Source organism: Streptomyces sp. 184 (assembly GCF_045781775.1).
Classification (GTDB): Bacteria; Actinomycetota; Actinomycetes; order Streptomycetales; family Streptomycetaceae; genus Streptomyces.
Window position 1 is genome coordinate 4189821 of sequence record NZ_CP123230.1, and the last position, 22624, is coordinate 4212444.

Sequence of the window (22624 nt, forward strand, 5' to 3'; positions counted from 1 at the left end):
ACCGGCCCGTCAACGACTTGGTAGCTGTTTTGCGCCCGGCGGAAGTCCGGGTTCATATCAACGCTTCTCCCGGGGGTGGATGACGTTGGATATCGCCGATGCCGACGGGGGTGTTCGCGCCTAAGATCTGCTCAGAGGCTGTGCCCTGTCGCCGGAGCGGTGGGGCGGCCGCATCATGGCCGCGCGCAACCCCGGTGAGCTTTTCGCCTGAGAGCACGGTCGGATATTGCCACGAGGGGGACGAATGGTCGTGGAGGCGGCGGCGTTACGGCTGGGGCAGACGGTTGCCACCGCGGCGGCGCGGCTGTGGCTGGGCGGTCGGCGGCGGGAGCAGGAGCGGTGGCTGGGGCTGGACGAGTTGCTCCGGACGCGGGTGTCGGGGCTGCGGCCCCGGCGCGAGGTCGGCCGCCAGTTCGAGAAGATCGCCGACGCCGTGTACGACCGGCTGGAGCCGCGTCTGGGCCACGCCTTCCGGCAGCTCGACGAGGGCGGGCGCCAAGCCGTCGTCGATGCCGTCTGCACCACTCTCACCAGGGCCGACCTGTCCGACGAGGCGCTGCTGGCCGCGAACGCCCGGTCCGCGGAGCTGATCCGGCGGATCACCCGTTCCACGCGGGCACCGGCGGGCCTGAACGAGGCGGAGACCCGGCTGTACGAGGCGCTCTTCGCCGAGTGCGTCGAGTACTACGTCCGTATCGTGCGCAGCCTGCCGCCCTTCGAGGAGCGGGCCGCGGCCGAGCTCCTTGCCCGGACCGCCGGGATCGGCGACGGGGTGGCGCGCATCCTCGAACGTCTCCCGGACCGCTCGCTGTTTGCCCCCGAGGGCACCGACCAGGACGCCGGATTCCGCCGCCGCTACCTGGAGCTGGTCAGCCGGGAGCTGGACGAGGTGGAGCTGTTCCGGCAGGCGTCCGACCGGGCCGCCGCGCCCCGGATCAAGCTCTCGGTGGCGTACGTCGGCCTGCGCGCCGGCGGCGACGAGGGCGAGCGGGGGCGTGCCGGCCGCTCGCTGCCGATGGTGCGATCCGACATGAGCTACTGGGAGGACAGCGGCAGCCCCCGCGGCGGCATCGAGGACACGCTCAGCGGCCGTAGCCGGGTGCTGCTGCGCGGCGAGGCCGGCTCCGGCAAGACCACGCTGCTGCGCTGGCTGGCCATCACCGCGGCGCGCGGGGCGTTCACCGGCGAGCTGGCCTCGTGGAACGGCCTCACCCCGATCTTCGTCAAGCTGCGCGAGTACGGCGGCCGGACGCCGCCGCGGCTGGAGGACATGCTCGACGGCGTCGCGGGCACCATCACCGGGGTGATGCCCCGCGGGTGGGTGGAGCGGCAGCTCGAAGGCGGCGGAGTGCTGCTGCTCGTCGACGGCGTGGACGAGCTCCTGGAACGGGACCGCCGGGCGATGCGGGAGTGGCTGCGCCGCCTGCTGAGGACGTACGGCGAGATCCGGGTGGTGGTCACCTCCCGCCCGGCGGCGGCCGGCGCCGACTGGCTGCGCCGCGAGGACTTCACCGCCGTCCATCTGGACCGTATGACTCCCGCGGAGCTGGCGGCGTTCGTACGCCAGTGGCACCAGGCGGTGCGCGAGCTGGGCGACGACCTCCCCTGCGACGTCGACGAGTTGCCGCATTACGAGCTGTCGCTGCTCGCCAACCTCCAAGAGAGGCCGCATCTGCATCAGTTGGCGAGCACGCCACTACTGGCGGCGATGCTCTGCGCCATGCACCTCAGCCAGGGCCGCCAACTCCCCCGGGACCGCATGGAGCTCTACCGCCATGCCCTGCACACCCTGGTCCACGAGCGCGACGTGGAGCGCAACGTGCCGAGCGCGGTGGATGCCACGCTTTCACTGGGCGACAAGCTCGTTATCCTGCGGCATCTCGCCTGGAAGCTCTCCGACAACCACCGGAGCGAGATCCATCTGGAACGTGCCGCCGACTACGTCACGGCAACGCTCAAGTCGCTGCGGCATCTCGACGGGATCGACGGCGGCCGGCTCCTGGATCAGCTTCGCCAGCGTTCCGGCATCCTCCGCTCCCCGGCGGAGGGACGCCTGGACTTCGTCCACCGCACCTTCCAGGAATACCTCGCCGCGCAGGAGGCCGCCGAGGAGGATCACATCGGCAACTTGATCAGCCGTGCACATCTGGACCTCTGGCGCGAGACCGTCGTCATGACCGCAGGCCACGCCAACACCCGGCAGCGGGAGGAGCTGTTGAACGGCATCCTCGACCGCGCGGATGACGAACCCCGCCACACCCGCCCGCTGCGGCTGCTGGCAGCGGCCTGCCAGGAGACGATGCCGTCGATGTCGGAAGAGCTCGGGGAGCGTTTGGACCGGGCGGTCAACGCGCTGCTCCCCGCACGCCGGCCCACCGACCCACCGGCGCTGGCCGCCGTCGGGCCGGGCCTGTTACGCCGGCTGCCGCGGTCGCTCGATGAGCTGAGCACGAAGGCAGGGGTGCAGACGGTGCGCACGGTGGCGCTCATCGGGGGCGCGGAGGCGCTGGAGCTCCTCAAGGGGTATGCAGGGGACGGGCGCGGTGAGGTCATCGAGGAACTCATCCACGCATGGGACTACTTCGAGCCGAACGCCTACGCCGAGCACGTTCTGAACTGCCTGCCACTGCCCGGCCGCTACGTGTGGGTCAGCCACTCCGGTCAGCTCAACGCCGTACATCGGTTGCACTCGCTGAGTCTTCTCGAAGTCCGCATCCCTACACGCGACCTCGCCTTCCTCGCACGCATTCCACCGCTACGCCACCTGGTCATGAGCCGGCTGGAGCCGGAATGCGACCTGTCTCCGCTCCGCACACACCCTGGCCTTGAAGCGGTCCATCTGTACGGCGAGGCACGGTTGACCGGGGTGCAAGATCTCGATGAACTCCCGAGGCTGAGATCTCTCACACTCCGATGTTCCGAGGCTACCGACCTGAGAGCCTCGGAGTTGCTGTCCAGACTGGAACTCCTCGGCCTGCACACGGTAGACGACAACTCCGATCTGAGCCTGCTGACCGGCCTCACCGACTTGGCTGTTCTGACGGTGAACTACGCGCACTCCGGAGCGGTCCATCCGCTACGAGAACTCGACGGCCTGACCGGCGTCACGAACCTGACCCTGGTCGGGGGCAATGTGAGCGAGTGGCTTGCGGAGGCGCGTGGAGGCCCACCTGCTCTGAAGCATCTACAGCTTTACCAATGCGTCTTCTCGGCCGACCAGTGCGCCTTCTCCAGGTTCGGGAACCTCGAACGGGTCAGATACGAAGGCTGCCACAACCCGGACGGCACACCCATTACTCGGCTGGACATCCCCGGCGTCCAGGTGGTCGGCTGACGCCGCGCCCTTCAACCCAGATGATCGCGGACCACCTGGCGGGGCTCCACAAGCTCACCCGGCCCGCCCGGTGCCGGGCGGGGCGGGCGGGGCGGGTGAGAGAAGTGCTCACCTCCGGCGGCCAGGGGCGCCGAGTCTCTGCGGTCCGGCAGCTCCCCTCAGGTGAGGACGGCGCCGTAGGCGGCGAGGATCTCGTTGATCGGCTGGACGAAGGTCGTGCCGCCTGAGGTGCAGTTGCCGGAGCCGCCCGAGACCACCCCGACGGCCAGCGCCGTCGTGCCGTCCCCGGTGAGGGTGAACACCGGGGAGCCGCTGTCGCCGGGCTCGCAGCAGAGGGTGGTGCGGATGAGCCCGCTGACGATGGAATCGCCGTAGTTGACGGTGGTGTTGAGGCCGGTGATGCCGCCGCCGTGGCAGCCGGTGGTGCTGCCGGCCATCGAGACGCTCTGGCCGACAGCGGGGGTCGCGGGGCCGGTGATGTCGATGATCGTGCCGTTGCAGTTGACCGTTCCCGGCCGGGGCACCGCGGGGTTGGTGTACCGGACGATGCCGTAGTCGTTGCCCGGGAAGCTGCTCCCCGCGGTCGGGCCGACGAGCGTGGTGAGCGATGAGTTCGTGTACCAGGTGGGGAAGCCGGTGGTGCAGTGGCCCGCGGTCACGAAGTAGTCGGCGCTGCTGACCCGTACGTTGAAACCGGCGGTGCAGCGGCCGGCAGTGCCCCAGACCGGCTCGCCGCCCTGGAGGTGCGGCCGGAAGGTGCCGGCGGTGCGCTCGAAGGTGAGGGCGTCGGCCTGTGCTCCCGCGCTCTTGCGCAGCCCGGCTATCTCGGCGGCCGACACGCGCTCGTCCACCGTGACCAGGACGGTGCCGGTCGCCTGGTCGACCCCCCAGGCCGTTCCGGCGATGTCGGCGGCAAGGACGGCGTCGCCTGCCGCCGCGAGTTCGGTGGCGCTGAACGTCCGCGGCTGGGCCTGCGCCGTCTGCGGGCCGACCAGCCCCAGTGCGGCCGGCAGCGCGAGCACGGCCAGGGCGGTCAGGGCGGTGATGGGCCGCCGGAAACGCTGGGCGGTACGTCTGAGGGGGGTAGTGCGCTCGGTGCTCACGTCTTCCTCCTACGAGGAGTCGGAACCGGGTGGGACCTACCGCACATTTCGGCATGGCCCTGACAAGCGCAATTCTCCCATCTCACCCGGCTTTGCCAAGGCCGTCTTCAGGCCACCGCCCCGCCTTCCAGACGGTTCCCGCTATGTCCAGCAACAACGCCTGGCGACCAGTTCCGGACGCAGTTGGTGATCACTTGGCTCGCGGATCTCGATGAGAATCCACCGGCAGCGGGACGCTTCGATCACATACGTTCATTCGGCAGTCCATCTGTCACCAGAAGCGAAGATCGACAGCCTGCGGCCCGTCGTGGCGGTTATATGGGTCATGGCCGCTACACGCACCGGGTTGGGAAGGGCAGTCGAGGCCGCTGGAGGTTTATGTGGCCCAACACGGCTGAGTAGAGGTCCTCATTGGCCCAGGCCCGGAATATCGGGTCGCAGAAGACAGGTGATGAAATGCGAGATGAGGCCGCCAAGCGGGTCGAGCTGGTCTTCTCCCTCTTCGACGCCAACGGCAACGGGGTCATCGACTCCGACGACTTCGACCTGATGACGGGCCGCGTTCTGGAAGCGGCGGCTGCTTCGGACGACGGCGCCAAGGCCGCCATCCAGGCCGCGTTCCGCCGCTACTGGACGACACTGGCCGCTGATCTGGACGCCAATGGCGACGGTGTGATCACCGTGGACGAGTTCCGTCCGTTCGTACTCGACCCGGAGCGTTTCGGTCCCACGGTCGCCGAGTTCGCCGAGGCTCTCTCGGTACTCGGCGACCCCGACGGCGACGGCCGGATCGAGCGCCCGCTCTTCGTATCGCTGATGACGGCGATCGGCTTCGAGGAGGCGAACATCCACGCCCTCTTCGACGCCTTCGGTCCGGACGCCGAGGACCGCATCACCGTGGCTACCTGGGCCGCCGGCATCAAGGAGTACTACGCGCCGGACTTGGCCGGGATCCCCGGCGACCGGCTGGTGGCTGCCCGGGCCGTCTGACGCGGTCCGTCAGGGACTTTCCCGGCCGTGGAAGCGCGTCCCACCGAGCGGGCCCGCGGCCGGGTCCCCGCCCTCAGCCCTCGTGCGGACGTCGCGCGAGCGTTGCGGGCTTCACGGCGAGGGCTTGTGCGCGAACACCCACCGGTTTCCCTCCAGCGCATCGTTGGGCTCGGGGAGGGGGCCGCGTCCGTGCCGGCGGGTGAAGTCGAAGGGCGTGCGCACCGAGGTGGACCAGCCCTTGGCCGTCAGGTCGCCCGCGGAGTCGGGTCGTGGCCCTTTGTCGAAGAGGTGGAGCAGGTCGATGCCGATCTGTTCTCGCGTCGCCGTGTAGGTCGGGCTGTCGCGGTACGCCTGGAGGTCCCTTTCCAGCTTGGCCTCGAAGGCCAGAGCGCTGCCTGCGGTGGCCATCCTGTCCACCGTGTCGATGAGGTACGTCTCGGCGGGGCCCGGCAGGTAGAAGAGGAGCCCCTCGGCCAGCCAGACGCTCGGTGCGGCCGGGTCGAAGCCGACGGTGGTCAGCGCGCCGACCCAGTCCTCGCGCAAGTCGACCGGTACGGGGACGCGCTTGACCTTCGGGGCGGCCGACAGGTCCGTGAGCACCCGTTGCTTGAAGGCCAGCACGCCCGCCCTGTCGATCTCGAAGATGACGCAGTCGGACGGCAGATCCAGCCGGAAGGCGCGGGTGTCCAGCCCCGCTCCCAGCAGGACCACTTGGCGGGCGCTCGCACCGACCGACCGGAGGACGAAGTCGTCGAGCGCCCTCGTCCGCAGCCCGAAGTAGCGGGCGAACCGCCCCCAAAGCGGGTTGTCGTCCCCGTCCGGAACCTGCTCGATGCGCACCGGCCAGTCCGCGCAGGCAGGGGCCGCGCGCACGAAGTGTTCCGCGTAGGCGTCCTGGGCCAGACTGTCGTGGCGGTGGGTCTCGATGGCTCGGGCCGCGGCAACCAGGAGGGCGGTCAGGCCCACCCCTCCGTCCACGCCTTCCACGTCTGTGTGCTGGGGCGTCGTGCCTGCCATGCTTCCTCCGTCGGGCGGAAGTGGGGGTGAGTGCTCGGTGCGCGTACCTGGCTCATCGGTTCGTTCTCTCCGGGAGCAGGACGGGTTTGACCACACGGCCCGCGTCGCAGTCGCGTTCGGCCTCGTTGATGCCGGCCAACGGGTAGGTGCGGATCAGTTGGTCGAAAGGGAAGCGTCCGGCCTGCCACAGTCCGATCAGCCGGGGTATCAGTACTCCGGGTACGGCGTCCCCTTCGCAGATGTGGCGAACGCTGCGGCCGCGGTCGAGCGTGCCCGGTTCGAGCGCCAGTGGGTGGTGGAGGCGTGCGACCAAGCCGAGGCTGCCGGTGGGACGCAGGGCCTGGAGCGCCTTGTTGATGAGCGGGGGTGAGGCCGTGGTGTCCAGCGCGTACTGGGCGCCGCCGTCGGTCAGCCGCCGGATCCGTTCGGGCAGGTCGGGTGAGGCGGCAGACAGGGGCGTCGCGCCGAACCGCTCGGCCGAAGCGAGCCTCTCGGTATGCCGGTCGACGGCCACGGTCAGTACACCTGCGGCGGTGGCCGCCATCACCGCGGTCAGGCCCACCGCTCCCGCGCCGAAGACCACGAGGGTGTCGCCGGGACCTGCGCCGAAGGTGTTCAGCACGGCTCCGGCGCCGGTGAGGAAACCGCAGCCGAGGGGCCCGAGCAGTTCGAGCGGTAGTGCGGGGTCGACCCGTACGGCGTTGCGAGCGGGAACGAGGGCGTACTGGGCGAACGAGGACTGCCCGAACCACCGGGGTGCCAGTGCTCTGCCGGTCGCGTCGGTGAGCCGCGGCGGTTCCTCCTTGCGCCCCCCGAAGAGGTTGAGGGAAGCGAAGGAGTCGCAGTAGGCCGGGGCCGCGCCGCGGCAGGTCCGGCAGCGTCCGCAGGAGTCGAAGCTCAGCACGACGTGGTCACCGACGCCGATCGCGGCGTCCGGACCACCCCCCGTCTGCACCACGACCCCGGCGCCCTCATGGCCGAGGATGGCCGGCACGGGGCTCCGGCCGGCGGATCGCCGGACCGCGAGATCGGTCCGGCACATCCCGGTACCCGCGATCTCGACCAGGATCTCGCCGGCGGCGGGCTCTGTCCGCAGAACCACCTCCTCCACCATGAACGGGTTCTCGTACGAGCGCAGTACGGCAGCCTGGAACCGCACCGTCACGCCTCCTGCGGGCGGTGGACGACGAACGGCCGGAGGTTGCCGTACAGCCCCCACGGCCCGCCCGCGACGCCGACCCCGCTGTCCTTGACACCCGCGAAGGGCTGGGCGAGGGACAGTTCGGCATGATGGTTGACCCAGGCTGTGCCGCATTCGAGCCGCTCGGCCACCGCCTCGGCCCGGTCGAGGTCGGTGCCCCACACGGAACCACCCAGTCCGAAGCCGGTGCTGTTGGCCGCGTCGACGGCTTCGTCGAGGCTTCCGTACGGCAGGACCGGTAGAACCGGTCCGAACTGCTCCCCGGTCACCACCGGACTGCCGGGCGGCACGTCGGTGAGGATCGTGGGAGCGAAGAAGTAGCCCGGCCCGCCCAGCGGGTGGCCGCCAGCCGCCGCCCGGGCACCGTCCGCGAGAGCCTGCTGTGTGACCTGCTTGATCCGGGCCCGCTGCGGGGCGTTGTTGACAGGGCCCAGCCGGGTGTCCGGGTCGAGGCCGGCCCCGACGGAGACGGTCTTCGCGCGCTGGGCGAGGGCTTCGACGACCTCGGCGTGCAGCCGGGCCGGGGCGTAGACGCGCTTGACCGCCATGCAGACCTGCCCGCAGTTGCGAAAGGCCGCCCAGAAGAGCCGGTCCGCGATCAGGTCCACCTCGACGTCGTCCAGCAGGACGGCAGCGTCATTGCCTCCCAGCTCCAGAGTGACCCGGGCGAGCGAGGCCGCCGCCGCTTCGGCGACGGCCCGCCCGGTGGACACCGAACCGGTGAAGGTGACGTGGCGGATTCCCGGATGGGACGCGAGACGGGCACCGAGGGGTTCGCGGCCGGTGACGACGGTCAGGACGTTCTCGGGCAGGACGGTGGCAAGGACGGAACCGAGCAGCCGGGTGGCCAAGGGGGTGAACGGGGACGGTTTGAGGACCATGGTGTTGCCCGCCGCGAGCGCGGGCGCGAACTTGGCCGCCGCAAGCTGGAGGGGGAAGTTCCACGGCACGATCGCGGCGACGGGCCCGAGCGGTCGCCAGCGGATCTCGCTGCGCACCGGCCGGCCGTCGACGATACGCCGGGTTCTGGGGGCGAGGTCTGCGAAGTAGCGGAGGCGGGCCGCGGTACGGGCCACCTCCGCGTACGACTCGGCCAGGGGCTTGCCCTGTTCCCGGGTGAGCAACCGGGCGAGGTCGTCGCCGGCCGCCTCCACTGCGTCGGCCGCCGCGCGCAGCGCAGCGGTGCGCGCGACAGGGTCGGCCCGCCAGCCGTGCCAGGCCCGGTGGGCCCGTTCGACCACGGCGTCCAACTCGTCCGGCCGCTGATCGGGAGCCTCGTCGAAAGCTTCCCCGGTGGCCGGGTCGACGACGGCGAGACGTAGGGCCGGGTGTCCGGGGACGCGCTCGGCCTCGGAAGTCGTCATGACGGCGGTCAGTGCGCGGAGACGACGCCGACGGTGTGCTCGGGGGTGTGCCGGTCCATCTCCGCCCGGAAGGCGGCCACCAGATGCGGCTGGATCCTTCCGGTGTTGCGGTCACCGCCCTCACAGACCGCTCCCCGCACGCCCACGATGTCCGTACCGATGCGGGTCAGCGGACCGAGGTCGGCCCGCGTGACACTGCCCGCGAGGGCCGCGAGCCGACCGGACGCGTGAGTCAGCCGGACGAACTCCGCACAGACGTCCGGCGGAACATGGTCGAACAACCGCGTCCCGTCCTTGACGGCGGTGTCGAGCATGGCCGCGTCGGCGCCGGACCGGGCGGCGATGTCGGGCACGGCGAGCGGATTGACGCAGCCGATCCGGTGGGCGTCGGCATAGCCCGAGGCGACGACGAGCGCGTCCGGCCGGTGATCCTTCACCGCCCGGACGACCGCGCGCATGACCTCGATGCCCTGATCAGGCGTCGTGCATCCGTAGAGGCCGACCTTGATGTACGTGGCCCCCGAGACGACCGCGCCGAGCGCGGCCTGGGCCACCGTGCCGGGCTTGTACGGGACATCCCCCACGGTCGCGGACACGGGCTTGTCCGCGGGGACCGCGTCGCGGATCTCCCTGATGACCCAGGGGAAGTTCGCGCCGAGAGAGCCCTCGTCAGGTTTCTTGACGTCGACGATGTCGAGATACTCCGCCGCCTTCGCACATTCGAGAGCCTCTTCGACACCGTTCGGGGAGATGAGAAGCAACACCCTGGCCTCCTTCGCCGCCAGTCCGCCCGGCCGTGGGACAGGGGACCGCGGATCACCTGGCTGATGTGCGGTGCGCTCATCATTTCCGTCACCCTGAGGAATCGGCAGGGCGCACAGAGTACCCAGGGTGCTCAGTCCACGCCCGGTGCGCCGTGCATACCGGAGCAAACCGGCCCACGGGCGATGATTCGGCGCTTATATGCTTCCGCTCACTTTGCACAGCCGGTTGACGCTGCGCTCGCGGGTTCAGGTGAGGTCGACGTCGAGGTGGTCGATGTCGGTGACGGTGACCTCCAGGCCGGCCGCACGGCGGCCGCGGTCCTGGAAGTAGGCGTGCCCGAGGCCGGCCCCGAGGAGGTCCCGCAGCTCCGCCTCGTCGGCGCCGGCCGTGTGCCGGGCGAGGAGCTGGGCGGTGACGTCCGGGGGGAGTTGTTCGGTGATGCGGCGCATGCGGGGGTCGTCGGTCGAGCCCGGGGCGGCGGTGAAGCCGAAGCGAGCCCTCGTCTCGACGATGGCGCCGCGTTGGGCGGCCTGGCGGATGGCGCGGGCCCGTACGCGGGGCTGCCAGCTCTTGCGGACCTCGCGTTCCAGCGCGGCAGCGAGTCGCGGGGTGGGGCGGCGGGCCTGTCCGGCGAGGTAGCGCTCGACCTGGCGCTGGGAGCAGCCGAGCCGGGCCGCCGCACGGCGGGTGGAGCCCTGCTCCGCCTTGACGAGGAACCGCATCCGCGCCTGCGGGCTCGCGGGGATGGGGCGGGTTGCGGTGGCCTGGAGAGCTGTTTCCAGGGATTCGCCGATCGTCGCCATCGCTCACTCCTCCCCGTCACGGGTGGGGTCGTCCTTGATGTGCCGGGCCGGGTTGAAGCCCTGCTCCATGATCTCCGCGGCCCACCACAGATCGCGTACGCCCTCCACCTTGGTCATACCGGGGCTGACACCGAGACGGAACGTGCCCGGGGCCGGTTTGCCCTCGGGCGTACGCGGCAGCAGATCCAGCGGCGACGGGGTGGCGGCGGGGTAGACGACGCAGTCGGAGAGAACCGCGACCGGGTATCGGCCGTACGCGGCCATCTTCGTCATCTTGCGGTGCATGTTGACGCGCGCGGCGGCGATGACCGCGGCCCGGATGTCCGGCCGCCAGGTCGGCCGCTCCAGGGCCGCCCACCGCTGGTCCGTACGGAACTTGGCCTTGCCCTGTGCTCGCTCTCGCAGCTTGCCGATGCCGCCTTTGACGGTCGCCTTGACCGCGGACAGGACCGCCGCGGCGGTCGGGTCGACCTCCTTGTGGCCGGCCATCACGGCCACGTACTCGGCCTCGGTCAGTTCCTTCGTCACGCCTAGGTCGGCCATCGTCGCCATGTACGCATCGCGCAGCCGCTCGTACCACGGATCCAGATACGCACCTGCCTCCGGGCGTAGCCAGGCTTCCAGCGGGCGGACGTCGTGGCCGAGTTCGGCGGCGTAGGCGACGGTCGGAGTGGCGTACCAGGCCGGGCCGGTCGGCCGGTCGCCGGTGGGGGTGAACGGGCTGGGCAGCCGCGGGTCCAGCTCCACAGGGGAGAGGTCGACGTACCAGGCTCCGGGGATCTTCTTGTCGAAGCGGGGGCCGTCGGTGTGTACGGGTGCGGACAGTCCGACGGTCAGCCGGTTCGCCGCCGCGGCGAACGCCATGTTGACGTCCAGTCCGATCACGTACGGCAGGCGGCACTCGGCGTCGGTGAACCCTTCGGGGCGTACCCAGTCGTACGCCTCCTCGTCGATCGCCTGCCCCGCCTCTCGGCCGGCGGCGACCGGGTGCTCCTCCGGGGCCTCCGGCGGGGCCGGGTCCACCGCGGCGGTCAGCGACCCGGTCACGGGGCCGGAGATCCAGCCGGCGCCGTCGCGCACGGGGCGGGTCGGTGGGCGCAGCGCGGCCATCAGTTCCAGGCCGGTGACGGCGGTGGAGCCGCGGGTGGTGATGACCCGGGTCGCGTAGGTGCCGAGCATGCGCGCCAGCTCGCCGGGGGGCATGTGGTCGGCGCCGGGCCAGGCCCGCTCCTCCAGCGCCTCCCAGCCCAGAAGGGCCAGTTGAACGCACTGCCGGCGTCCGGCCTCGGCGGGGCGGTAGATCCGGGGCCAGGGGCCGAAGCCGCGGCGAGTCAGCTTCCAGCCCGCGGCCAGGATCTCGCGTACGACAGGGTGATCCTCCGCCAGTCGCATCCCGTCGTCGAAGGCGCGGTTGTCCAACCGCGCCGGCAGCCCGAACTGCTCGGCGGCGGCTTCGGTGAGCACGACCAGCGGGTCGGCGTCCTGCCCGTACCGGTGCAGCCGCTCGGCACCGAGCCCTGCCTGCATGGCCCAGTCGACCAGTTCCACGATCGAGCCCGCCGGACATGCCAGGGTGCGCCCGTAGGTGAGGTGGGCGGCGCCGTCGCCGTCCAGCACCGCCAGCGGCCCTGCCGGGTATCGCCCCTCCCCCGCCGCCGAGGTGGCCGCGGGGGCAGCCTTTCGTACCGACGGCCGCGCGCTCGGCACCGGGGCGGAGGCCGGTGGGGAGGTCCCGGTGCCGCCCGGGCGAGAGTTCGTGGCCGCGGGCGGTGCCGAGATGGACCGCTGTGCCGGTGCGGCGGCAGACTCCGGTCCGGTCGGTACGTTCCCGGCGGGCGCCGAGGGGCGGGACCCGTCCGGCGGCGGGTACAACTCGGCGAGTTGGTCCAGCAGGCGGGCGTAGGCGTCGCGTTCCGGGGGCCGCGGTTCCGTACGGCGGCCGGGGTCGTCGCTCTCCCAGGCCCCTACCGTCGCCCGCCGCACCCCCAGCGCATCGGCAACCTCCTGCTGCGTCAGCCCATGCGCCGCCCGCAGCCGCCGGCGCTCCCCCGGCGGCGGCAACGCCCGCGAACGCGCCACCAGCGCGTCCACCGCATCGAACCGAGCCTTGTCTCCGTGGTCCACGGCGTGATCGTACGCTGTATGTACGGTTCAACGCACGGATTCCGCGCGGTTAGTCACCCTGTTGGTCGGGGCCGGAACCGCGGAGTGTGTCGGCGACCGGAGTGGCACTCGTCTCGAACGCTTCTGCGGCTTCCCCGATCAGCTCCATCCCCGCGGTGGTCAGTTCACGTCCGGCTGCTCCAGGCGGGCCAGCCACGTGGTCAGCAGGGTCTGCAACTGGGCGGCCTCATCAGGAGAGACGGCGTCGAGGAGGTCTCGCTCGTTGCGCATGTGGTCCGTGAAGGCCCGGTCGATCAGGTTGCGACCGGCCGATGTGAGGGCGACCACGCGGCCGCGGCCGTCGCTCGCCGAACGGCGCCGGGTGACCAGCCCGTTGCGTGCCAGACGGTCGATGCGCTTGGTCATCGCGCCCGTCGTCACCATGGTGTGCGCGGCCAGTTCGCCGGGCGCCCGCTCGTACGGCTGCCCCGCCCGCCGCAGGGCCGCCAGCACGTCGAACTCGCCCTCGCTCAGCCCGTACTGGTCGTAGACGAGGCACAGCCGCCGGGTCAGCAGGGCACCCAGCCGGTGCAGCCGGCCGATCACCGCCTGCGGGGTGACGTCCAGGTCCGGGCGCTCCCGAGCCCACTCGGCCTGGATCCGGGCGACGTGGTCCAGGGGCGCTGCGCTGCTCTCCTCCACAGGTGCCATGCTAGCGCACTAGCTTCCTTGGAAGATATATTTGCTTCCATGGAAGCTACCCTGCGCTGGTCGATGATCACCGCGATAGCACCGGTGGCGTGGGGCACGACGTACTACGTCACCGGGGAGTTCTTGCCGCCCGAACGACCGCTGTACGGCGCGGCGATACGGGCGCTGCCTGCCGGGCTCCTGCTGCTCGCCGTGCGCCGGACGCTGCCGCGCGGCTCCTGGTGGTGGCGGTCCCTGGTGCTCGGCGTGCTGAACATGGGCGGGTTCTTCGCCCTCGTCTACGTGGCCGCGCAGCGCCTGCCGACGAGCGTGGCCTCGACCGTGATGGCCACCGCCCCACTGGTCATGACGGTGCTGGCCTGGCCCCTGGTCCGCGAGCCGCCGCGGGCGCGCCATCTGGCGGCGGCGGTGGCGGGCGCGGCCGGCGTCTGCCTCATGCTGCTGACCGCGAGCGCGTCGATCGATCCGGTCGGCGTCCTCGCATCGGCGAGCGCCATGGCCATGTCCTCGTGCGGCTACCTCCTCGGCAAACGCTGGAGCGACGGGACCGACACTCTGGCCACGACGGCATGGCAACTCCTGGCCGGCGGCCTGATCCTGCTCCCGGCGGCCGCGGCCGTCGAGGGCCGGCCACCGGCGCTCGATGCTCAGGCACTGCTCGGTTTCGGCTACGTCACCCTGGTCGCCACAGCGCTGGCGTTCGTCGCCTGGTTCGCCGGCCTGCGCCGGCTGCCGGCGGCGACCGTCGGCCTGGTCGGCCTGCTCAACCCGGTCACCGGCGTACTGCTGGGCACCGCGGTCGCGGGCGAGACGCTGACCGGGCGCCAACTCGCGGGGCTGGCACTGGCCTTGGCGAGTGTAACCCTCGCCCGTCCCGCGACACGTCGGGCCAAGCGAAAGCGGGCGGCCGACGCACCGCGGGTCACCTCTGCAAGCCCTCCAGGATCAAGGACAGCAGGCGGTCGGCACGTGGGGGTCAGCCGTGGCATGCGCGGCCGACCGCGGTGATGAGCACGCGCGAGGGATCTCGTCCGGTGAGGCGGCACCCGCACCGGCGACCTCTTCAACCAGGGTTTGCCGGCGAAGTGGGTGCTTTAGCACCGCATGGGTGAATTCCCATTCACCTGATAAGGTGAATGGGAATTCACCGCATCGTGTCGAGTCGCCGGAGAGCCCGTAAATGACGGAACCCGCCCCGATACCCGGCCTGCGGGGTCGGTTCACCATCCCGTCACTGGCCTTCGGCGGGATCCTGATGGCGGTCATGCAGACCGTCGTCGTACCGCTCCTTCCGGACCTGCCGAGGCTGACCGGCTCCTCGGCGGGAACGGTGTCCTGGACGGTGACCGCGACACTGCTCGCCGGCGCCGTCCTCACTCCGGTGCTCGGCCGGGCCGGCGACATGTACGGCAAGAAGCGGGTGCTCATCTCGGCGCTTGCGCTGATGACGGTCGGGTCGGTGATGTGCGCGGTCTCCTCCGACATCACCGTGATCATCACGGCCCGTGCGCTTCAGGGCGCGGCGGCCGCCGTGGTGCCGCTGTCGATCAGCATCCTGCGCGACGAACTGCCCCCGGAGCGCCGCGGATCGGCCGTCGCGATGATGAGCTCCACCGTCGGGATCGGTGCCGCCCTCGGCCTGCCGCTGGCCGCGCTGGTGATCCAGTACGCCGACTGGCATGTGATGTTCTGGCTGACCAGCGCCCTGGGTGCGCTGGGAATCGCAGCCATCGCCTGGGCGGTACGGGAGTCGCCGGTCCGCGAGCCGGGCCGCTTCGACGTCGTCGGCACCCTGGGGCTCGCCGCCGGCCTGGTGTGCCTGCTGCTGGGCGTCTCCCAGGGCGGGCAGTGGGGCTGGACCAGCGGCCCCGTCCTCGTCCTCTTCCTCGCCGCCGTGGTGGTCCTGGCCCTGTGGTCGTGGCAGCAGTTGCGCACGAAGGCACCGCTGGTGGATCTGCGACTCGCCGTACGGCCGCGGGTCGGCCTGCCGCATCTGACCGCCCTGCTCACCGGCTTCGCGTTCTACGCCAACACCCTGGTGACGGCCCAGTTGGTGCAGGCGCCGAAGGCCACCGGCTACGGTCTCGAACTGTCCATCGTCGCCACCGGCCTGTGCCTGCTGCCCGGCGGTGTCACCATGCTCCTGTTCTCGCCCCTCTCCGCCCGGATCTCCGAGGCCCGCGGGCCGCGCGTCACCCTGGCGCTGGGCGCCGCCGTCATGGCCTGCGGCTATGCGGTGCGCATCGCCGACAGCCGCGATCTGTGGATGATCATCGTGGGTGCGGCGGTGGTCTCGACCGGCACCACCCTGGCCTACTCGGCGCTCCCCACCCTGATCCTGCGCTCCGTCCCGGCGGAGCAGACGGCCTCCGCCAATGGCGTCAACGTCCTGATGCGCACGATCGGCCAGGCCACGTCCAGCGCCGCCGTCGCTGCCATCCTGGTGCACCACACCAGCGACGTCGGCGGCGCCCGGGTCGCCACGCTGCACGGCTACCTGCTGGCGTTCACCATGGCCGGCGCCATCGCCCTGGTGGCATGCGCCGCAGCCCTGGTCATCCCGCGCGACGCGGCGGCGGCCAAGGTGCCGCGCCAGGCACGCCGCAGGGTCCCGGTCGCCGCCCCGGAGAGGACCGGGAAGGGAGCGTAAGGGCATGAGTACCCCCGCACCCGCCCCCCGGCGGGACGCCGAGGCGAGCAAGTCCGCCATCCTCCGCGCGGCCCGGCACCTGCTGGCCCGGCGCCCGCACGCCGACATCACGCTCAAGGACGTTGCCGAACGGGCCGGGGTCAGCCCTCCGCTGATCGTGAAGTACTTCGGCAACAAGAACGCCCTGTTCGCCGGAGTCATGTCCTTCGAAACCGACGCCGGTGCCCTACTGGACGCCCCTCTCGGCGAGCTGGGTGCCCACATGGTCCGGCACATCCTCACGGGCCAGCGCGAACGGGGGGTCGACCCGCTCCTGCGGATCGCTTTCGCCCCGCTGCACGGCCAGGACGGCGATGTCCTGCGGGTGAACTTCCGTACCCAGGTGGTGGATCAGCTCGCCCTCCGCCTGACCGGCCCCGACGCAGGGCTGCGTGCGGAGCTGGCCGTGGCGCAGTTGGTGGGCCTGGGCGTGATGTACGGAATCGCGCGCGGCCCCGAGCTCCGCGCGGGGGCGATCGAGGATGTGGTGCGGCGTTTCGCCCCGACGGTGCAGGTACTGCTGACGCCCTGACGCTGCCAGACGGGCAGCCATTCCGGCCGGGCCCGCACGGCCTCGCCTCCGCGCCGGTCGCCGTTCTTCCACAGCTCGCATGCGGGGTCCGGCTGCGTCGTCATCTCCACCCGCTTCGCGAGCACGCGCAGCCTGGCGAAGTTCATCGCCGTGGTCCCTGGAGCAGGTCGGCGATCTGGTAGTGGTCGACGGTGCGGTCGTAGTCGAGTACGTGGGACCGGGCCTCGGGCTCGACCGCGGCGACGGCGGTGTCGGGGCCGGTGAAGGCGCGGACGGCGTCGAAAGACTCCCACACGGTCAGCACACGTATGCGCACGAGCCGCGCGCCGTCCCGGGTCAGCAGAAAGGCCGTGTGGAAGCCGGGCAGTGCAGACAGCCGCGGCAGCACGGCGCCCGTGAAGTGCCGGGCGTACGCCCCGGCGCCCTCGGGGGTGGCGGTCGCGCCCCAGTCACGCAGGATCATCTCCGGTGTCCTCTCGTACGGTGGCGGGGTGGGGGTGCTCCCCCGGGCGACAGTCTCGGCCGGGGCGCGGGGCGCCGGCTTGAACATCCGTGCTCATCCGCGCTCCGGCCTACGATGTGGCGATGCGGCACACGATGCCCGTGGCCCGCGGCGACGGGTTCACCCTCGAAGAGCAGCGGATGCACTCCGACACCGACCGCTGGTGGCCCGCGCAAGCCCACGAGCGTCACGCGCTGATCCTCGTCCGGCGGGGCGTCTACGCCGTGCGGCTGCGCGGCTGGCAGGCAACCCTCGATCCGGTCAGCGCCTTCGCCGCCGCCCCCGGCGACGAGCAGACCATCGCCCACCGCCCCGGCGCCCGCGACACGTGTACCGTCCTGACCCTCGACCCGCCGCTCCTCGACGACCTCACCGCGGGGGGCACCCGGCTACTCGACCGGCCCGTCGTCGTCGACGGCCGCACGCAACTGCGCCACCGCCTCCTGCTGCGTCACGCCCGGCGCGGCGCGGACCCCTTCACCCTGTTCGAGCAGGCGACCCGGCTGGCCACCGACGTCCTGCGGCAACCCGTCCCGCAACCCGCCGGGGCGCAGCGCCCGGCCACGCTGCGGGCCCAGCGGCGCATCGTCCGCGACGCCCGCGATCTGCTGGTCGCCGACCCGGCCGGACTCTCGCCTACCGACCTGGCCCGCGCGGTCGGCGTCTCACCGCACCACCTCAGCCGGATCTTCCACCGCCACCACGGGCGGACTCTCAGCCAGTTCCGCCTTCAGGTACGCATCCATCACGCGCTCGACCGCATCGAGGCGGGCGAGTCCGACCTGTCCGCCCTCGCCGCCGATCTCGGCTTCGCCGACCACGCCCACCTCACCCGGACCCTGCGCACCCACCTCGGCCACCCACCCACTGCACTACGCCACCTCCTGTGCACCGGCGGACCGTCCACACCCGCCTGCGCGGACCGTCCGCACGCGTAGCCGCCTGTCCGTGCCGCAGCGGCGCCGCACACTCCGGGAACTCCTGCACGCCGGCCGTACTCCGGGCAAGCTGACGATCGCCGGAGGACGCGACGCCCTTTCCACGTGCGTCAACGGCCCCTCTTGGCCGGTCCCGGAGCTTCTCGCATCTACAGTGGAGCGCATGGCGGATTGGCACCTGTCCCGCACCTTCGAGAGCACCTCCGGCGTCGTCCGGTGGGACCGGCTCGGCGACCCGGGCGCGGAGCCGCTGGTCCTGCTGCACGGCACACCGTTCTCGTCGTACGTCTGGCGGCCCGTGGCCCGGGCGCTGGCCAACCGTTACCAGGTCTACGTCTGGGACATGCCCGGCTACGGCGCCTCGGAGGCGACCGTGGGCCAGGACCTCTCACTGGATGCGATGAGCGGGGTCTTCACCGACCTCCTCGACCACTGGCGGCTGGACCGGCCCCTGGTGGCCGCGCACGACTCCGGCGGGGCCGTCGCCCTCGGCGCTCATCTGCTGCGCGGCGCCCGCTACCGCGCCCTCGCCCTGGTCGACGCCGTCTCCCTGCCGCCCTGGGGCAGCCCGTTCTCCACCCTGGTCGGCGAGCACGCCGAGGTGTTCGCCCGGCTCCCGCTCCCGGTGCACGAAGCGGTGGTGCGCGAGTACGTGCAGTCCGCCAGCAGCCCCGGCCTCCACCCGGCCGACCTCGACAGGCTGGTCGGCCCCTGGCTCGGCGAAGCGGGCCGCGCGGCCTTCTACCGCCAGCTCACGCAGCGCCTGGACGACCGGCGCTACACGGACGCCATGCAGCCCCGCTATTCCGCGATCGACCTGCCCGTGCTGGTCTGCTGGGGCGAGGACGACACGAGTTGGGTACCACTCGCCCGCGGCCACGAACTCGCCGCACTCGTCCCCGGCGCCCGGCTCCACACCCTCCCCGACGCAGGCCACCTGGCCCCGCTCGACGCCCCCGCCGAACTCGCCACCACCCTCCTGACCTTCCTCGCCTCCGTGCCCTGACGGCCGGTACGCGCCCGAACCGGCGATCGCACCTGATCGGCGCCGGGAGCGCGGGGGCGGTGGGTTGGGGGGCTGCCGACATGAGGGTGAGCGGCGGCGATCGGCAGTACGGCGGGAAGCGGCGAAGTGCCCGACCCGCCTGGAGCCGAGAAGCGCGGCGCGGCCGGCCCGCTCCTCGGCTCTTGCGACGGGCGCTAGCTGAGCCGGCCGAGGCCCGGCACCAGCCGGCCGACCCTTGCGGCGTAGTGAAGGTAGTCCGAGCCGTGGATGCGGCGCAGGTAGGGCTCCTCGACCAGGCGGATCACGAGTTGATTGGCGGTCACGAGGGCGACGAACCCGACCACGCCGACGACGCCGGGCACCATGAGGATCAGCCCGGCGCAGGTTAAGAGCGCGGTGGTCGTGACCGGGTTGCGCACGAACCGGAATGGTCCCGAAGTAATCAGCGCGGTCCGCTCGTCGGGATCGACACCGACCCGCCACGAGTTGCCCATCGCAAGCTGGGCGGCGAAGGTGGCGACAATGCCCACCCCCGCCAGCACCACGCCCACGAGCGCGACGGGCGTGCTGTCCACCACCGGACCCAGCCCTGCCAGCGCGGTGACCGGGGAAACCACGCCCAGGGCCAGAAGCCCGATCGCGCCCAGCGACTCACCCAACCTCTGTAAGGGGCTCTGAGTTCGCGTCTTGCCTCGCACACCTGTGTCACCGGTGCGGCGCACCTGAATCAGCACCCGTACGCCCATCACCATCGCGATAAGCAGGGTGAACATCACCAGAGCAGTAACGGCCATTGGTGTTGGCCTCCTTCCTTTCCACAGAACCTCACCTCGCCCGGCGAGTCCGGAACATCGTCGCCGTGGGTATGTCAACTCCCGCCGCCGCTCGGTGCCGTGGAGAAAGCGTCATTGACTATTCGGGAGCGCGGCGGATAGATTCAGCAAGGTCCCCGGGTGGGGCCTGGGAGCCCCGAATCTCGACACGTACGACTACGAGCAGCGGCACGCAGTCGAATCACGCGGCCGCCAGGAGATCCGACAAGCTCGCCTCCGCTACGAGGCGACCCTACTGGTCGCAATCCTCAACGAATCGCTGTGACGGCAGTTGGCCTGCCGTTCGGGCTTACCAATCCCGGTTGGCAATCAGCTCTTCTCCGTCCGCGTCCGCGAACCCGCAGGCCGACGCGGCATACCAGAAGTCCTCGGCGATCTCCTCGCGCGCCACCGCTCGAACTCACTTCCGACTGCCTCGAACTCCGTCTCCAGCAAATGGAATTCGTCCGTCGCGGACATTGCTCTAGTTACAAGCCGCGTCGGCGGTCAGTCCAGGTCGGACATGTCGAGTACGAATCGGTAGCGGACGTCGTTGCGCTCCAGGCGTTCGAGAGCGGTGTTCACCTGGGACGACGGCAGTAGTTCGATGTCTGCGGTGATCTCGTGTTCGGCGCAGAAGCGCAGCATGGCGGCGGTGGACGGGCGGCCGCCGCTGCCGGCGGAGCCGAGTTTCTTGCGGCCGATGAGCAGGTCCATGGTGTCCACGGTGACCGGTCCGAGGTGGCCGAGGTTGCTGAGGGTGCCGTCCATGGCGGTCATCCGCAGGTACGGGGCCAGATCGTGGGGTGCGGAGATGGTGTCGATGACCACGTCGAACTGGTCGCGGACCGCTTCCATCTGCGTGGAGTCGGTGGACACGACGAATCCCTGCGCCCCCAGGCCGCGGGCTTCGCCGGCCTTGTCCGGAGTGCGGCTGATGACGGAGGTCGTCGCGCCGAGCGCGGTCGCCATCTTGACCGCGAGGTGCCCCAGGCCGCCCAGTCCGGCCACGGCGACGGTGCTCCCTGGGCCCACGCCGAGCGCCCGCAACGGTTCCCAGACGGTGACGCCGGCGCAGAGCAGGGGGGCTGTGGCGGCAGCGTCGAGGCCCGCGGGGAGGTGGTAGGCGAAGCGATGGTTCACGACGTACTCGCGGGAGTATCCGCCCAGCGTGGTCGTCCCGTCGTGCCGGTCGGCTCCGCCGTAGGTCAGTGTCGGGAACTCGCGGCAGAAGTTCTCCTGACCGGCCCGGCACATGCGGCAGGTGCCGCACGAGTCGACGATGTTGCCGACGGCCACGGGGGCTCCTGGGGACAAGCCGGAGACCGCGCTGCCGGCCTCGGTGACCACGCCGGTGAACTCGTGCCCGGGTACGAGCACACCGTTCGCGTCGCTCTCGTGCGCGTGCAGCGCGTGGAGGTCTGTGTGGCAGACGCCGCAGTACTCGACACGTACCGCGATGTCGTCCGGGCGCAGGTCCCGGCGCTCCAGCGCCGCGCGGCGCAGGGTCCGCGTCGCGCCGTCCGCCCGCCATCCGGTCGTCGTGCGCATCGCCATCTCCTCAGACAGACTGTTCGGTCTATTTGACCGTAGGCGCCCGGGAACCGAAACGCAAACAGACAGGTCTGTCTGTTACGCTTCGCCGCATGCCTGACCAGCCGTCCAGCAGCCGCGGAGCCGCGACGTACCAGCGCATCGTTGACGCCGCCACCCGCGAATTCGCCCAGCACGGCATCGCCGGCGCACGCATCGAGCGGATCATCGCCGCCGCACGCACCAACAAGGCGCAGCTCTACGGCTACTTCGGCAACAAGGATGCGCTCTTCGACGCGATCTTCTTCGCCTCGCTGGAGCGGATCACCAATGTCGTCCCCATCGATGCCACGGACCTAGCCGACTGGGCGGTGCGCCTCTACGACGAATACCTCAGCCGCCCCGATCTGATCCGGCTCGCGACCTGGGCGCGCCTGGAGCGGCGCCCGATCGGACATCTCGTGGCGGACCACGATCGCTACGACGACCACAAACTCCGCGTCATCGCAGAGGCCCAGGCCGCTGGGCGCATCAGGCAGGGAGACCCCTTCGATGTACTGGCCATGGTCATCGCCATGTCCATGGCCTGGTCGCCGGTGAGCAACGTCTACGCCGCCTCTGCCCAGGAGAGCGCGGACGTGCACGACCAACGGCGTGCGCTGCTCCGAGACTGCGTACAACGCGCCGTCGCCCCGGACCGGGGAGCCTGAGCACACCGCGACGGCTCGCAGCTTCCGGATGCTCCATTGCCGTGTGCGGTCGTCCAGTTGAAGGCCGGTCAAGCGAGACCGTCGTAGGGCACCCGGCCGGGTGCCCTACGACGGGGTGAGGGCCGCTCCCTATCCCTCTCGGCAGGCGGGTACGGGTGCTAGCGGGTCAGTCCTGGACTTGGCCGCGGTAGCCCACGGGGCCCTCGTTGGGGAACTGGGCGGTTCCCTCGAAGCGGGTGCCGTCGTCGAAGAACGTGACGGAGCCCTTGCCCTCGTCGCCGCTCCAGGTCACGGTCGTTCCGGTCGACGGGCGACCGTCTGCCGGGACGACGTCGCCGCGGTTCGCGATGCTCAGTGACAGCGGCTGATCCTGCTGCCAGCCGCCGCCCCCGGTGTGAATCTCGGTGTCGTAGACAGCCATGGGTCCTACCTTCCTGAGCCGACAGGCGGGCGGCAACTCGCCCACCCCGTGCGGCTACATTCCCCGTGGTGACAGCTACCGCCGCGACCG

Annotated in this window: 20 protein-coding genes and 1 pseudogene; 8 read left to right on the plus strand and 13 right to left on the minus strand. The window is 71.2% G+C overall.

Translation table 11 applies throughout. The features are described 5' to 3' along the window. The first annotated feature begins 244 nt into the window (after nucleotides 1-244). A complete protein-coding gene (locus tag QBL21_RS17535; protein WP_407563140.1) occupies nucleotides 245-3334 on the plus strand; it encodes an NACHT domain-containing protein in 3090 nt (1029 codons plus the stop codon). 158 nt (nucleotides 3335-3492) lie between these two features. Here the strand turns inward: QBL21_RS17535 and QBL21_RS17540 are convergent, their stop codons facing one another. After that, complete coding sequence (locus QBL21_RS17540; RefSeq protein WP_407563141.1) at nucleotides 3493-4437, minus strand: S1 family peptidase; 945 nt, start codon at nucleotides 4435-4437, stop codon at nucleotides 3493-3495. A gap of 456 nt (nucleotides 4438-4893) precedes the next feature. Between QBL21_RS17540 and QBL21_RS17545 the strand changes: the two genes are divergently transcribed. Further along, on the plus strand, nucleotides 4894-5427 hold the full coding sequence (locus QBL21_RS17545) for an EF-hand domain-containing protein (RefSeq protein WP_407563142.1): 534 nt from the start codon (nucleotides 4894-4896) through the stop codon (nucleotides 5425-5427). A gap of 111 nt (nucleotides 5428-5538) precedes the next feature. Here QBL21_RS17545 and QBL21_RS17550 read toward each other — a convergent pair whose 3' ends face one another. The 7 genes from QBL21_RS17550 to QBL21_RS17580 all read right to left on the minus strand — a co-directional run bounded on the left by QBL21_RS17550 (nucleotide 5539) and on the right by QBL21_RS17580 (nucleotide 13391). Beyond that, nucleotides 5539-6444: a class I SAM-dependent methyltransferase gene (locus tag QBL21_RS17550; RefSeq protein ID WP_407563143.1), complete on the minus strand. Its 906-nt coding sequence runs from the start codon at nucleotides 6442-6444 to the stop codon at nucleotides 5539-5541. Between the two features lie 52 nt (nucleotides 6445-6496). Next, the gene (locus tag QBL21_RS17555; RefSeq protein ID WP_407566458.1) at nucleotides 6497-7603 is read right to left on the minus strand and encodes an NAD(P)-dependent alcohol dehydrogenase; all 1107 of its coding nucleotides are present in this window, start codon (nucleotides 7601-7603) and stop codon (nucleotides 6497-6499) included. 2 nt (nucleotides 7604-7605) lie between these two features. After that, nucleotides 7606-9009, minus strand: a complete 1404-nt coding sequence (locus QBL21_RS17560; protein ID WP_407563144.1) for an aldehyde dehydrogenase family protein — start codon at nucleotides 9007-9009, stop codon at nucleotides 7606-7608. An 8-nt stretch (nucleotides 9010-9017) separates the two neighbouring features. Beyond that, a complete protein-coding gene (locus QBL21_RS17565; protein ID WP_407563145.1) occupies nucleotides 9018-9773 on the minus strand; it encodes a (5-formylfuran-3-yl)methyl phosphate synthase in 756 nt (251 codons plus the stop codon). A gap of 246 nt (nucleotides 9774-10019) precedes the next feature. Continuing rightward, on the minus strand, nucleotides 10020-10577 hold the full coding sequence (gene tpg, locus QBL21_RS17570; protein WP_407563146.1) for a telomere-protecting terminal protein Tpg: 558 nt from the start codon (nucleotides 10575-10577) through the stop codon (nucleotides 10020-10022). 3 nt (nucleotides 10578-10580) lie between these two features. Continuing rightward, a complete protein-coding gene (gene tap, locus QBL21_RS17575) occupies nucleotides 10581-12701 on the minus strand; it encodes a telomere-associated protein Tap (RefSeq protein ID WP_407563147.1) in 2121 nt (706 codons plus the stop codon). 159 nt (nucleotides 12702-12860) lie between these two features. Then, the gene (locus tag QBL21_RS17580) at nucleotides 12861-13391 is read right to left on the minus strand and encodes a MarR family winged helix-turn-helix transcriptional regulator (RefSeq protein WP_407563148.1); all 531 of its coding nucleotides are present in this window, start codon (nucleotides 13389-13391) and stop codon (nucleotides 12861-12863) included. Nucleotides 13392-13430: 39 nt separating this feature from the next. Here QBL21_RS17580 and QBL21_RS17585 point away from each other — a divergent pair, with 39 nt between their 5' ends. The 3 genes from QBL21_RS17585 (at nucleotide 13431) to QBL21_RS17595 (ending at nucleotide 16612) form a co-directional block, all read left to right on the plus strand. Beyond that, complete coding sequence (locus QBL21_RS17585; RefSeq protein ID WP_407563149.1) at nucleotides 13431-14399, plus strand: EamA family transporter; 969 nt, start codon at nucleotides 13431-13433, stop codon at nucleotides 14397-14399. Between the two features lie 172 nt (nucleotides 14400-14571). Then, nucleotides 14572-16041 carry an MFS transporter gene (locus QBL21_RS17590; RefSeq protein WP_407563150.1) on the plus strand — a complete coding sequence of 490 codons (1470 nt, stop codon included), beginning with the start codon at nucleotides 14572-14574 and terminating at the stop codon, nucleotides 16039-16041. A gap of 4 nt (nucleotides 16042-16045) precedes the next feature. Beyond that, nucleotides 16046-16612: a TetR family transcriptional regulator gene (locus QBL21_RS17595; RefSeq protein ID WP_407563151.1), complete on the plus strand. Its 567-nt coding sequence runs from the start codon at nucleotides 16046-16048 to the stop codon at nucleotides 16610-16612. Nucleotides 16613-16754: 142 nt separating this feature from the next. Here QBL21_RS17595 and QBL21_RS17600 read toward each other — a convergent pair whose 3' ends face one another. After that, a complete protein-coding gene (locus QBL21_RS17600; RefSeq protein ID WP_407563152.1) occupies nucleotides 16755-17075 on the minus strand; it encodes a hypothetical protein in 321 nt (106 codons plus the stop codon). Between the two features lie 122 nt (nucleotides 17076-17197). On the opposite strand from QBL21_RS17600, the gene QBL21_RS17605 reads away from it, so the two are divergent. Both QBL21_RS17605 and QBL21_RS17610 read left to right on the plus strand, forming a co-directional pair. Continuing rightward, nucleotides 17198-18052: a helix-turn-helix domain-containing protein gene (locus QBL21_RS17605; RefSeq protein ID WP_407563153.1), complete on the plus strand. Its 855-nt coding sequence runs from the start codon at nucleotides 17198-17200 to the stop codon at nucleotides 18050-18052. A gap of 163 nt (nucleotides 18053-18215) precedes the next feature. Next, nucleotides 18216-19058, plus strand: coding sequence for an alpha/beta fold hydrolase (locus tag QBL21_RS17610; protein ID WP_407563154.1), 843 nt, complete (start codon nucleotides 18216-18218; stop codon nucleotides 19056-19058). A gap of 194 nt (nucleotides 19059-19252) precedes the next feature. Here QBL21_RS17610 and QBL21_RS17615 read toward each other — a convergent pair whose 3' ends face one another. From QBL21_RS17615 to QBL21_RS17625, 3 genes and pseudogenes are all read right to left on the minus strand, one after another. After that, on the minus strand, nucleotides 19253-19852 hold the full coding sequence (locus tag QBL21_RS17615) for a methyltransferase family protein (RefSeq protein ID WP_407563155.1): 600 nt from the start codon (nucleotides 19850-19852) through the stop codon (nucleotides 19253-19255). A gap of 328 nt (nucleotides 19853-20180) precedes the next feature. Then, nucleotides 20181-20347 (minus strand): annotated as a pseudogene (locus QBL21_RS17620) (DUF5713 family protein); the annotation flags it as partial. A 30-nt stretch (nucleotides 20348-20377) separates the two neighbouring features. After that, complete coding sequence (locus QBL21_RS17625) at nucleotides 20378-21421, minus strand: NAD(P)-dependent alcohol dehydrogenase (protein WP_407563156.1); 1044 nt, start codon at nucleotides 21419-21421, stop codon at nucleotides 20378-20380. 95 nt (nucleotides 21422-21516) lie between these two features. Between QBL21_RS17625 and QBL21_RS17630 the strand changes: the two genes are divergently transcribed. Further along, nucleotides 21517-22113 (plus strand): TetR family transcriptional regulator, encoded by a 597-nt coding sequence (locus tag QBL21_RS17630; protein WP_407563157.1) that lies wholly within the window; start codon nucleotides 21517-21519, stop codon nucleotides 22111-22113. Between the two features lie 166 nt (nucleotides 22114-22279). Here the strand turns inward: QBL21_RS17630 and QBL21_RS17635 are convergent, their stop codons facing one another. Then, nucleotides 22280-22534: a hypothetical protein gene (locus tag QBL21_RS17635; protein WP_407563158.1), complete on the minus strand. Its 255-nt coding sequence runs from the start codon at nucleotides 22532-22534 to the stop codon at nucleotides 22280-22282. Between the last annotated feature and the right edge of the window lie 90 nt (nucleotides 22535-22624).